General features: G+C 73.3%; 11 protein-coding genes. 6 read left to right on the top strand and 5 right to left on the bottom strand.

Features of this window, described 5'->3' with window-relative positions; all coding sequences use genetic code 11:
- The first annotated feature begins 275 nt into the window (after positions 1-275).
- The 4 genes from ACFYST_RS07210 (at position 276) to ACFYST_RS07195 (ending at position 2,867) form a co-directional block, all read left to right on the top strand.
- Positions 276-440 (top strand): hypothetical protein, encoded by a 165-nt coding sequence (locus ACFYST_RS07210; RefSeq protein WP_189273132.1) that lies wholly within the window; start codon positions 276-278, stop codon positions 438-440.
- Positions 441-516: 76 nt separating this feature from the next.
- Entirely contained in the window at positions 517-810 is a 294-nt protein-coding gene (locus ACFYST_RS07205) for a Dabb family protein (RefSeq protein ID WP_387639447.1), read from the top strand.
- A 204-nt stretch (positions 811-1,014) separates the two neighbouring features.
- A complete protein-coding gene (locus ACFYST_RS07200) occupies positions 1,015-1,872 on the top strand; it encodes an RNA polymerase sigma factor SigF (RefSeq protein WP_387639449.1) in 858 nt (285 codons plus the stop codon).
- Positions 1,873-2,045: 173 nt separating this feature from the next.
- A complete protein-coding gene (locus ACFYST_RS07195) occupies positions 2,046-2,867 on the top strand; it encodes an RNA polymerase sigma factor SigF (protein WP_387640695.1) in 822 nt (273 codons plus the stop codon).
- Between the two features lie 143 nt (positions 2,868-3,010).
- Here ACFYST_RS07195 and ACFYST_RS07190 read toward each other — a convergent pair whose 3' ends face one another.
- A complete protein-coding gene (locus ACFYST_RS07190; RefSeq protein WP_387860612.1) occupies positions 3,011-3,859 on the bottom strand; it encodes a tyrosine-protein phosphatase in 849 nt (282 codons plus the stop codon).
- A 103-nt stretch (positions 3,860-3,962) separates the two neighbouring features.
- On the bottom strand, positions 3,963-4,163 hold the full coding sequence (locus ACFYST_RS07185; protein WP_387639454.1) for a hypothetical protein: 201 nt from the start codon (positions 4,161-4,163) through the stop codon (positions 3,963-3,965).
- A gap of 151 nt (positions 4,164-4,314) precedes the next feature.
- On the opposite strand from ACFYST_RS07185, the gene ACFYST_RS07180 reads away from it, so the two are divergent.
- The gene (locus ACFYST_RS07180) at positions 4,315-5,271 is read left to right on the top strand and encodes an aldo/keto reductase (RefSeq protein WP_387860610.1); all 957 of its coding nucleotides are present in this window, start codon (positions 4,315-4,317) and stop codon (positions 5,269-5,271) included.
- A 71-nt stretch (positions 5,272-5,342) separates the two neighbouring features.
- On the opposite strand, the gene ACFYST_RS07175 is transcribed toward ACFYST_RS07180, so the two are convergent.
- The 3 genes from ACFYST_RS07175 to ACFYST_RS07165 form a co-directional block, all read right to left on the bottom strand.
- Positions 5,343-6,299 carry a C40 family peptidase gene (locus ACFYST_RS07175; protein ID WP_387860607.1) on the bottom strand — a complete coding sequence of 319 codons (957 nt, stop codon included), beginning with the start codon at positions 6,297-6,299 and terminating at the stop codon, positions 5,343-5,345.
- On the bottom strand, positions 6,296-7,525 hold the full coding sequence (locus ACFYST_RS07170) for an SPFH domain-containing protein (protein ID WP_387860605.1): 1,230 nt from the start codon (positions 7,523-7,525) through the stop codon (positions 6,296-6,298). The genes ACFYST_RS07175 and ACFYST_RS07170 overlap by 4 nt, the downstream gene beginning before the upstream one ends.
- A gap of 191 nt (positions 7,526-7,716) precedes the next feature.
- Positions 7,717-10,872, bottom strand: coding sequence for an Ig-like domain-containing protein (locus ACFYST_RS07165; protein WP_387860602.1), 3,156 nt, complete (start codon positions 10,870-10,872; stop codon positions 7,717-7,719).
- Positions 10,873-11,143: 271 nt separating this feature from the next.
- Between ACFYST_RS07165 and ACFYST_RS07160 the strand changes: the two genes are divergently transcribed.
- The gene (locus ACFYST_RS07160) at positions 11,144-11,584 is read left to right on the top strand and encodes a globin domain-containing protein (RefSeq protein ID WP_387860599.1); all 441 of its coding nucleotides are present in this window, start codon (positions 11,144-11,146) and stop codon (positions 11,582-11,584) included.
- Positions 11,585-11,593: the final 9 nt, after the last annotated feature.

Genomic DNA, 11,593 nt, shown 5'->3' with positions numbered 1-11,593 from the left:
CCGGGTCCGCGTCGGGGGGAAGCCGCGGTGCCCGGTCCCACAGCGGGGACCTCCGGATCGCCGTACCGGGGATTCCTGCCAGATCCTCGGTACATGAACCATCCTGCCGCGCCCCCGTGGCGGCCACACCCGGAGAAAGCCCCGTCCGAGCAGGACCTTCGTCCTGGCGGGTGAACAAGGCCCTCACTTCTTGCGCCGTCCGGTGGATAAGCTGCGGGTGGCAGGGCCGTGCGGGGAGAGGACGACGGCCCGACTCAGGGAGGCAGGCCCGTTCGATGGCTCAGGCGAAGAAGGTGGCCATGTGGATTGTGGTCATCTTCGTCATCTACACGATCATCACCTCGCCGGTGCGCGCCGCCGAGCTGGTGCAGTCCGGGTTCGTCGGGATCTCCGACGCGGCCAAGGCGGTCGGTTCTTTCATGACCGGACTGGTCCGCTAGTACCGTTTGCGGGGTTCGTCCTTCGGGGGCGCTCCCCTGCCGGGGCGTGCCCTCCTGATCCGCGAGGAGCGGCATCGTGATCCGGCACCTGGTCCTGTTCAAGCTCAACGAAGGCGTCGGCAAGGACGACCCGCGGGCCCTGGCGGGCGCGAAGGCGTTCGCGGAGCTGGGCGCGCTGATCCCGGAGCTGCGCGAGTGGGAGTGCGGCTGGAACACCACCGAGCGGGACATCGCCTACGACTACGCGATCAACAGCCTGGTCGAGGACCGCGAGGCGCTGGCCGCCTACCTCGGCCACCCGGCCCATCAGGCCGCCGCCGGGCAGTGGAAGACCTTCGCCACCTGGGTGATCGCCGACCTGGAGGTCTGACCGCCCGCCACCCCCGCCGTACCCGCACCACCACCGCGACCCCCGGCCTGCCGACCAGGCCGGGGGTCGCGGCATGCTCCGCCGAATGCTCCACCGGCCGCCAACACGCCTCGGCCGGGTACTTGCCCGGCCACAGAGCGACTTGTGATGCTATGACCGGTTTTGCCGGAAATTTTGGCGAGGTGGTTCAGAGGGAGGGGTGACGTGTCCGTGCGGACGCAGGGCAGCAGTGCGCCGGAGGACCGGGCCGAGGAACTGCCGGACCCGCTCGAACTGGCCGCCCGCCGCCCCGGCGGGCGCGGCACGATCGACGTCCGGACGCTCACCCGGGTGCTGTTCGAGCGGCTCACCGAACTGCCCCCCGGCGCCTCCGAACGCTCCCGGGTACGAGCCGCCCTGATCGAGATCAACATCCCGCTGGTCCGCTACGCCGCCACCCGCTTCCGCAGCCGCAGCGAACCCATGGAGGACATCGTCCAGGTCGGCACCATCGGCCTGATCAACGCCATCGACCGCTTCGACCCGACCCGCGGCGTCCAGTTCCCCACCTACGCGCTGCCCACCATCCTCGGCGAGATCAAGCGCTACTTCCGCGACAACGTCCGCACCATGCACGTACCGCGTCGGCTCCAGGAACTGTGGGTGCAGGTCAGCGGCGCCATGGAGGAGCTGACGGTCACCCACGGCCGGGCCCCCAAGGTCCCCGAGATCGCCGCCAACCTGCGCATCCCCGAGGAGGACGTCCGGGCCTGTCTGGACGCCGGCCGCGCCTACAACGCCGCCTCGCTGGAAGCCGCCCAGGAACACGAAGGCGGGCTCGCCCTGCTGGACCGGCTCGGCTACGAGGACTCCGCCCTCACCGACGTCGAACACCGCGACATGGTCCGCCACCTGCTGGTCCAACTCCCCGAACGGGAACGGCGGATCATCATGCTGCGGTTCTTCGCCAACCTCACCCAGTCGCAGATCTCCACCGAACTCGGCATGTCCCAGATGCACGTCTCCCGGCTGCTGTCCCGGATCCTCACCCGGCTGCGCACCGGCAACTCCTGGGAGGAGTGAACCGCCCGCCGCCCACCGCAGGGTGACGACTCGCCACGATCGGGTTTGCCGGGGCCGGTGATCCGGTATTGAGCAGGAGGACACGGCAGTCGGGAACCGCCGTTCGGCGGCACCCGTTCGACAGGCAGTCACAAGGGGGTGGGCGCGTGTTCACAGAACAGGGCAGTGCGGTCATCGAGTCCGTCGTCGTACCGATCCCGGCCCAGGCCGGTCCCGCCGAGGCCCCCGATCGGGCGCTCGACACCCGTACGCTCTCGCGCTCGCTGTTCCGCCGGCTCGCCGTCCTGGAGCCCGGCAGCGCCGAACACGGCTACGTCCGGGACACCCTCATCGAGCTCAACCTGCCGCTGGTCCGGTACGCGTCCGCGCGTTTCCGCAGCCGCAACGAGCCGATGGAGGACATCGTCCAGGTCGGCACCATCGGCCTGATCAAGGCCATCGACCGCTTCGACCCCGAGCGCGGCGTCGAGTTCCCCACCTTCGCCATGCCCACCGTGGTCGGCGAGATCAAGCGCTTCTTCCGCGACACCAGCTGGTCGGTGCGCGTCCCGCGCCGCCTCCAGGAGCTGCGGCTGGCCCTCACCAAGGCCGGCGACGAACTCTCCCAGCGGCTCGACCGCTCCCCCACCGTCCCCGAACTCGCCGCCTACCTCGGCGTCTCCGAGGACGACGTGGTCGAGGGCCTCGCCGTCGGCAACGCGTACACCGCGAGCTCCCTCGACTCCAGCCCCGCCGAGGACGACGGCGGCGACGGCCCGCTCGCCGACCGCCTCGGCTACGAGGACCTCGCGCTCGAAGGCGTCGAGTACCGGGAGTCGCTGAAGCCGCTGCTCGCCAAGCTGCCGCCGCGCGAGCGCCGGATCATCATGCTGCGGTTCTTCGGCAATCTGACGCAGTCGCAGATCGGCGAGGAGATCGGCATTTCGCAGATGCATGTCTCGCGGCTGCTCACCAAGACGCTCGCGCACCTGCGGGAAGGCCTGACGAGCGAGTGATCAGTGGCTCCGGGGGCAGCGGACGGTCGTGTTGCGGCGGGTCAGGACAGGGACCAGAAACGGCGGAACGCAAAGCGCCCTGTTGATCCTCCGCAGACTTGGCCCCGCCGTTCCCCGGGCCCCTGGAATCGCACCTCCTGCCCCTAGAGGGTGCAAGTGGTCCTGATCGCCAAGAGGTGATCGTCCGTCAGTCCGAGGCCGTCGTGCCAGAAGGCTTCGAAAGTGGGCCAGCCGCGGGTGAGTTCTTCGAAGGCGGCGTCGAGGTAAATCGTTTCAGCACGGGCCAGGGGGCGCAGCAGGGGGTCCACGCGGGCGATTCGCGTCGCGGAGCGGTCGTTGGTGAGGAGGTAGTCGGCGAGGACGGCCTCGCGGCTCACACCGAGGGCGGTGAGCAGGAGGGCGGCCGTCCAGCCGGTGCGGTCCTTGCCCGCGGTGCAGTGGAAGAGGACCGGGCCGCCGTCCGCCTCGGCGATCAGGCGGAGCACGGTGGCGAAGCGGGAGCGGGCGACCGGGTCGGTGACGAACCAGCGGTACATCGAGGTCATTATCGCGGTGCCGCGGCCGTCGCCGAGCATGGTGTGCATCGCGTCCGGTTCGCCGCTGCCCAGGGCACGTTGCAGGTCCACGTAGAGGTCGAAGTCGGCGGAGAAGACCGGCAGGTGGTGCAGGGCCGGGCCGAGTCCGTCCGGTGAGAGCACGGTGAGGGTCGCGGCGGCGTCCATCGGGAGCACCGCGGTGGGCAGGCCGGGGACCAGGTCGGCGCCCAGGTGGCGGACCTCGTCCAGGCTGCGCAGGTCGACGACGTGCCGGAGGCCGAGCGCGCCGAGCAGTTCGCGGTCGTGCTCGCCGAGCCGACTCAGCGCGTCGGTGCGCAGCAGCAGGCCGGGCCGGACGGTGCGGCCGTCCGCGGTGCGGTAACCGCCGAGGTCACGGGCGTTGACGGCGGCCGTCAGGCCGAGGCTGCGGGCGGTCTCGGTGGACGGCGCGGACACGGGGCCTCCTGGCGGGCTGCGACGGTTGCCGCCAGTGTAGGCGCGCCGCGGCGCGGGACCGCCCGGGGTGTCCGGCCGGTCCCGGGAGGGCGGGTTTCGCGGGTTACTTGACGGCCAGCCAGATCACGCCGACCACGACCGCCAGGGCCACGATGGCCCCAATGACGATCACCGGGGTGCGGTTCGACGAGGAGTTGCTGCCGTAGGTGGTGACGGTGCCCGGGGCCTGCGCGGCCGGGGCCTCGTCGACGAACGCCCGGAACATCTGGGTGGAGCCGGCGGGGTCGTAGTCGTTGTCAGCCATGGAACGGGACTCTAGCCAACCCTGACGGCCCGCCGACACCCCGGACCCCACTGCGGGCCCACTCTGCACGGAGCCCTCACCTCGAACGACACCCGGGTGAACAACCGGTCGCGGCGGAATCACGCAGGCCCCGAATGGGTTGTCCTTGGGTATGACTTTCACTGACGCCCCTCGGGTTCCCCTTGGCAACTCCGACCTGTCCGTGTCCCAACTTGCCCTCGGCGGCAACGTGTTCGGCTGGACGGCCGACGAAGCGCAGTCCTTCGCGGTGCTCGACGCGTACGCCGCGGCGGGAGGCAATTTCGTCGACACCGCCGACGGCTACTCGGCGTGGGTGCCGGGCAACTCCGGTGGCGAGTCCGAGACGGTGATCGGCAACTGGCTGCGCAGCCGCGGCAACCGGGAGCAGATCGTCATCGCCACCAAGGCCGGCATGGCGCCCGGCATGGACAACCTGAAGCGCGACACCGTGCGGCGCGCCGTCGAAGGCTCGCTGCGCCGGCTCGGCGTCGAGCGGATCGACCTGTTCTACACCCACCGGGACGACCTGGACACGCCGGTCGAGGAGATCGTCACGACGCTGGACGAGCTGGTCCGCGAGGGCAAGGTGCGGGAGCTCGCCGCGTCCAACATCGGCGCGCGGCGGCTCGCCGCCTCGCTGGAGTTCGCCGCCCGCGAGGGCCTGGCCCGGTACGTGGCGGTGCAGCCGCACTACAACCTGGTCTCCCGCGACACCTACGAGGGCGAACTGGCCGGGGTGGCCGCCGCGCACGGGCTGTCCGCCGTCCCGTACTACGCGCTCGCGTCCGGCTTCCTGACCGGCAAGTACCGGCCCGGCGCGCAGGTGGACAGCTCCCGGGCGCAGGGCGCGTCCCGGCACCTGGAGACCCCGCGCGGTCTGCGCGTGCTGGCCGCGCTGGACGAGGTCGCCGCCGCACACGGCGCCGAGGTCGCCACCGTCGCGCTGGCCTGGCTGGCCGCGCAGCCCACGGTCGCCACGCCGCTGGCCAGCGCCCGCACCGTCGAGCAGCTGCCCCCGCTGCTGGCCGCCGCCACGCTGCGGCTGACCGAGGCCGAGCTGAAGCTGCTGGACGGCGCCTCCGCCTGACCTGGCGTCAGCATGCCGACGGCGCCCCTCCCGCAGCCGTGGGAGGGGCGCCGTCGGCATGACCGGCCGGGTCAGGGGCGGCCGAAGAAGTCCGGGTAGTACCCGCTGCTCAGCCGGGAAACCCGGACGTCCTTGCCGGGGCGGGGGGCCTCCACGTACGTCCCGTCACCGAGGTAGATCGCGACGTGGTGGATGCCGGAGACCCGGCCGTTGCCCGACCAGAAGATCAGGTCGCCGCGCTTGAGCTGCTTCGAGGTGATCGGCGTGCTGGCCCGGTACTGGTCGTCGGCGACCCGCGGCGTCGAGACGCCCGCCCGGCGGAACGCCTGCTGGACCAGGCCCGAGCAGTCGAAGCCGTTCGGACCGTTGCCGCCCCACACGTAGGGCTTGCCGACCTGCGCGAGTGCGTACGAGACGGCCGCCTCCACCCCGCTCGCGGCGGGCGCGGCGGGCGCGGAGGGCCCGGACTGGCCGGAGGAGGAGCCGCCCCCGCCGGTGCGGGACAGGTACACGTCGTAGTGGCTGGTGTAACGCCACTCGCCGGCCGCGTTCCGGAACCAGTAGACCTTGCCGTCCCAACCCTGCCGGATCCCGCCCGAGGACTGCGCGGAGCTCGAACTCTGCGACGACGACTGACCCTTGGCGCCACCCGTGCGCTCAAGGTAGACGCTGTGCCACTTGGTGTAGCGCCACTCGCCGGCCGCGTTCTTGAACCAGTAGACGCTGCCGTCCCAGCCGGGACCGGACGGTGCGGGCATGGCGTGCGCGGTGGTCGCGCCCAGCCCCAGACCGACGGCTCCCGCGCCGGCCAGAACAGTGGTGGCCAGACAGGTCGAACGGACGGCCCGGTGTATTCGGCTCGCCCGGTCGGACGCGTCGGACGCGGCGGCGCGCGGGGCCGGGCGGTTGCAGTGCGGACAGCGGCAGGCTGCGGCCCCGTCGGCTTCGGCGAAGCCCAGCAGCGGGGCGCCCGACCAGTCGGGTAGATCGGTGGGGTCGGTGGATATGGAGGCGAGCACGGTCGTCACGCGGGTTTCCCTTCCTTGCGGCCCGGCCGGGCGGCCGGTGCGGGCACCGAGGCGGTCACCCCGGCCGGGGCGACGAACGCGACCAGCAGCTGCTCCATCAGGGCGCTGCGCGCGCTGTCGTCCAACTCGTGGGCGGTGGCACGCTCCAGGCGGCGCACCGCGAGCGCCGCGGCCTCCACCGCGTCGTCCACCAGGACCGTCCGCAGCCCGGCGTCCAGGTCGGCGAGACGGCGGCGCCGCATCGACTCGGCGACCTCCGGCGCGTAGTCCAGGGCCAGCGGCTGCACCGAGTACACCTCGATGCCCGCCGGGGCGGTCTCCGCCGCCAGCGCCCGGGTCAGCTCGTCGGCGAACCACTGGCCGTCGCGCAGCGCCGGTCCGGGAGCGGAATTGGAGTCGCAGGGCAGAGCCGAGGCGGTTCGGGTGAGAACGGCCTGCACCTGCTCGCGCAGATACGTTTCGTGGTCGGCGATGCCCAGGGTGACCCGCGCGGTGTCCTTGACCCGCCACACGATCAGCACCCGCACCAGCAGCGGGGTGCCGGTCCGGTCGGTGACGTGCACCGCCTCGCTGCGCCAGTGCCGCAGCCGGACGTCCACCCGGCGGCGGCGCACCATCGGGTTCACCCACAGCAGGCCGGTGCGGCGCACCGTGCCCCGGTAGCGGCCCCAGCGGGTCAGCACCCGGGTCTCGCCGCCCGGGTTGGACAGCAGCCCGGCCAGCGCCACCATCATCGCCAGCCCGATCGCGCTGATCGTGGCGATGGTCCGGTCGTCGGCCACCGCCCCGTCCGCCTTCGCGGCCGCCGTACGGACGTCCGGCAGGCCGGACAGGTGCGGGACCACACCGGCCCGGGCCAGCACCAGCAGCACACCGGCCACGCCAAGGATCAGCGCCAGCAGCGGCAGCCAGCCCGGCAGCGTGAACGCCGGGCGCTCGCGCAGCGACTGGTCTGCGCGCGGCGGCCGCCGGTGGGTCGCGGCGTCCGCGACCGTCGGGTGGGCCGAGGACTCGGAGCGGTCCGCCGGCTCGACCACCGGGAGCTGCTGGGTCGACGCGCCCCGGTCGAGTTGCTCCTCGACGGGGGCGGCGGTCCTGATCAGCGGGTTGTGCACCGCCTCGGCGACCGCCTTGGCCAGTTGGGTCGCGCCGACGGGGTCGGCCGGGGGTTCCGTGGCGGAGGGCCAGGAACGGGGTCGCGGCGACGAGTCGCGGGTGACGTCCATGCACGTGTCCTAAGGGTCAGAGTGTCGCGCAACGGGCGGCCCGGAGCTGACGGGCAGTGCCGGGGACCCAGGCTAGGCTGATTGATCATCAAATGCGACGTATGCCACTCGGTGTGTCGCTATGTCGGAAAACCGGTCGGCTGAGGTACCGCCCGCCACGAACAGCGGAACGGGCGGTACCGGGCCCGCCGTCAGTGCCGGCGGGCGCCACTCCGCCGGCTGCCGAGCATCCGGCGCGCCAACAACCCGAAGCCCGCCGTGATCAGCAGCGCCCCGCAGGCCATCCCGCGCCATCCGGTGGCCGTCGCCCGGTGCACGACCGCCGGCCCACCCGGCGGGGGCGCCGGCAACGTCCGCCCTCGCACGACCTCGTCCGCCGAGCCGGCACCGGTCTGCTCGGCCGGCCCGGCGCGGTCGGGCTGCTCGGCCGGTGCGGCCTGCGGGTCCTGCTCGGTGGGCGCGGTCGACGCGGCGGCCGACGGCGGCTGCGGCGAGCTCGACTCGCCGGCAGACGGCGCGGTGGTCGGCGACGGGCTCCCGGACGGCGCGGCCGTCCCGTCCGGCACCTGCCCGCCCGGGGCCTCCGACGACCACGGGTGCGGCGCCGTGAACACCCACTGGCCGGGCGTCGCCCCCGGCACCAGGAACGGCGGCAGCGGCACGGCGACCGTGCCGGGCACCGACGGGGCGGCGGAGACGGACGCAGAAGCGGAAGCGGTGGCCGATGGGGAGGCGGCGGCCGACGCGGAGACGGTGACCGAAGGGGAGACCGTGACCGACGGGGATGCGGACGGGCTTGCTGCGGGCGAGCTCTGGCTTCCCGTCGGCGTCGGTACCGGGGTCGGCACAGGCGGCGTCGGGGTCGGGGTCGGCACAGGCGGCGTCGGGGCCGGGACCGGGACCACGATCGGCAGCACGTCCGGCGGTACCGGCACCCAGGGGGCCCCGCTCGCCGGAGCGCCCGTCGGGAAGGGCCGAGAGGAAGCCGATGCGGAGGCGGACAGCGACGCGGACGGGCTGGTCGCAGCGGGGCTGTGGGAGCTCGGCGACGCGGTCGTGGTCGCGGTCGGTGCCGGTGCGGCGCTGCTGCTGCTCGCCGCCGGGGTGGGCACCCGGACCGGGACGGGATCGCCGGGAGTGCCGTTGCCCGCCGGGTCGGTGGCGGTGGCGATCAGGGTGACGTCGCCGCCGGTCAGGTCCTGGGTGGCGGTGCAGGACCAGTTGCCGTCGGTGGCCGTCACGGCGCTGCACACGGTGGTGCGTGCGGCGCTGCCGTGGCCGGCGGTGACGGTGACGGTGGTGCCGGGCTCGGCGCGGCCGGTGATCAACGGGCGGGCGGTGTGCAGGAGTTCACCGGCGGCCGGCGAGACGAGCTGCGGCTTGTCGGGCGCGACGGTGTCCACCGTGAGCCCGACGGACTTGCCGTCGGCGCGGTTGCCCGCGCCGTCGCGGGCGTGCGGGGTGAGCCGGTGGGCGCCGTCGGCGAGGTTCTCCACCGGCAGGCAGGACCAACTGCCGTCGGCGGCGACGCCGGTGGTGCACAGGTCGAGGCCGTCCGGCTCGCCGTCCGCGGTGACGGTGACGGTGGAGCCGGGTTCGCCGAGGCCGGTGACCAGCAGGCCGGGGTCGTTGGTGTAGGCGGGCAGGGTGAGCACGGGGGCGGTCGGTGCCGTGGTCTTGACGGTCAGCCGGAACGGCTCGCCGCGCACCGCCGTGCCGCCCTGAGGGGTCTCCGCCAGGACGAGGGCGTGGGTGCTCTCGCCGAGCGCGTTGTCGGGGCGACAGTTCCAGCTGCCGTCGTCACCGACCTGGGCGGAGCACAGGGTGGTGCCGTCCTCCTGGACGGCGATGCCGGCCCCGGCGCGCGCGCCGTCGCCGCGGAACTCGGGGCGGACCTCGCCGGTGACGGTGCCGGGGACGGGCAGGCCGATCTCCGGCCCGGTGGCGGCGGCGCTCTCCGGGGCAGCGGTGCGGACCGACAGCGCGACCCGCTGGTCGACGACCTGGCCGGAGTCGGCGAAGCCGTCGGCGGTGGCGAGCTGGGAGCCGTCGCGGGCCAGCCGCAGCCGGGCCCAGGTGTCGCCGCTCACAGCGCCCTCCGGGACCGGCCACTCCAGCGCGGCGCTGCTCGCCCTGGCGGGGACCTCGGCCTGCACGCGCTCCGCCGGGTCGAAGCGCCCGTTGTGGTCGAAGTCGATCCAGCCGGCCAGTACGGCGGGCTCGGTGCCTGGGCTGACCGGCACCTCGATCCGGTAGGTGCGCCCGGCGGTGGTCTCGGCAGGGAAGGCGAGGTCGGGGTCGGCGCCCTGGTAGTCGGCGTGGCCGGGCTGGAGTCGGGGCGGCGGCGGCAGGCTGGCCCAGGGGCTGCGGCGGCTCGCCCCGCCGTCGGTCTCCACGCTGAGGGCGACCGGGCCGGCGGCGGGCGGGCCGGCGGCCGGGCCGGCGGCCGAATTGGACAGCAGCGGCTTCTCGACGGACTGGGCCAGGCCGGGCCGGGTACGGGTGGCGGCCGGTGCGGCGTCCTGGCCGAGGAACAGGTCGGAGACCAGGTGGGAGGCGTTGCCGTAGCTTTGCGGGGCGCTTCCGAGGCCCTCGTCGAGGGAGACCGTCCAGGCCGGGCGGAGCGTCATCGGCGGTGTGGTGGAGCCGTCGCGGGCGGTGGAGCGCTGTTCGAGGCGCAGGTCGACGGTGGTGACGGTGCCGGACAGTTCGAGGGTGCCGTCGCCGCCGGCGTCGCCGTCGCGCGGGCCGTCGGCGGCGGGGGCGAGTTCGCCGGGGCCGACCGTCCAGCCCGGCCAGCCGGTGCGGCCGACCAGGGTGGGGGCGGCGGGGGTGCCGCCGGCGACCGTCAGGCGGGTGCTGGTGCCGGTGGTGCCGCCCTGGCCGGTGGCCAGCCCGGTCAGGCCGCTGACGTGCAGGCGGGGGTTGCGCACGGGGCGGGAGAAGGTGAGCCGCAGCGTGCCGAGGGGGTGCCAGGCGCCGTCCGCGTGGGGGTGGTCCTCGGCGGCGCGGAAGGTCTCGGCAGGGTCGCCGGGGCGGATGCCGTCGCTGTAGGCGTCGCCGCCGGCGGCCCGGTCGGCGAGCTTGCCGGGTGCGGCCTCGACCGTCACGCCCTGGACGGCCTCGAAGTCGAACCGGACGGCCAGCCCGGAGGGCAGTTGGGCGCGTCGCTCGGCGGACCAGCTGTCGGGTGTCTGCTGGGCGGCCACCGGTGGGGTGCCGAGGCCGGTGAGCAGCCCGGTGGCGATCAGGGCGGTGGTGGTCCGGCCGATCCGGGGCCCGGGCCGGTCACGGTCGGCCGGGCGGGCGTCGGGGGCCGGGGCCCGGTGGAGGAACTGTCGGCACATCCGGCTCTCCTCTCGGTGTCTTCGTCCGCCGAATTCGCGGCCCGTGCCATGCACCCGAATGGTGATGACGATCAGACAAAAGGGAATCACGATCGGGTTTCGGTCATACCGCGACACCTGCTCGATCGCCCGATTCCACCCGTTCAGCAGCCAATCTGTCCGCAGCATCTGGATACCCGCCAAGCCAGGCATCAACTCGCCCAAGCAGGCATCAATCGGACGCTACCGTCCAGTACTTGAGTGATCGTCAGATCGCCCCGCTGGAATTGGTGTGTTTATCAGTAGAGTCGGCTGGCGTGACTATTATTCCGCGCTCATCAAAAGAAGCTTCGCCGCCGTCGAGCCCCACGGCAGCGATGTCAGCGCATACTTCTACGCCCATTTGTTCGAGCACAACCCGGATGTCCGTAAGCTCTTCGCCGAGCACCTGAATGACCAGCAGGACCGCCTCTGGGCGGCGATATCCACCCTGGTCGACAAGCTCGACGACACCGAGACCGTGGTCGAGGTGCTGCAGGGCCTGGGACGCCGGCACGCCGGGTACGGCGCCCTCCCCGAGCACTTCCCCGCCGTCGGCGCGAGCCTGCTGGCCGCCCTCGCGCACTTCGCCAGGGACGCCTGGACGCCGGAGACCGCCGCGGCCTGGACCGCCCTGTACGGCGTCGTCGCGGAGGTCATGGGCGGCGCGCTGACCGAAGCCGCCGCAGGCTGAGGGGCCTCC

The organism is Kitasatospora sp. NPDC004614 (assembly GCF_042873675.1).
GTDB lineage: Bacteria > Actinomycetota > Actinomycetes > Streptomycetales > Streptomycetaceae > Kitasatospora.
This window is presented reverse-complemented; position numbering and strand designations above follow the sequence as displayed.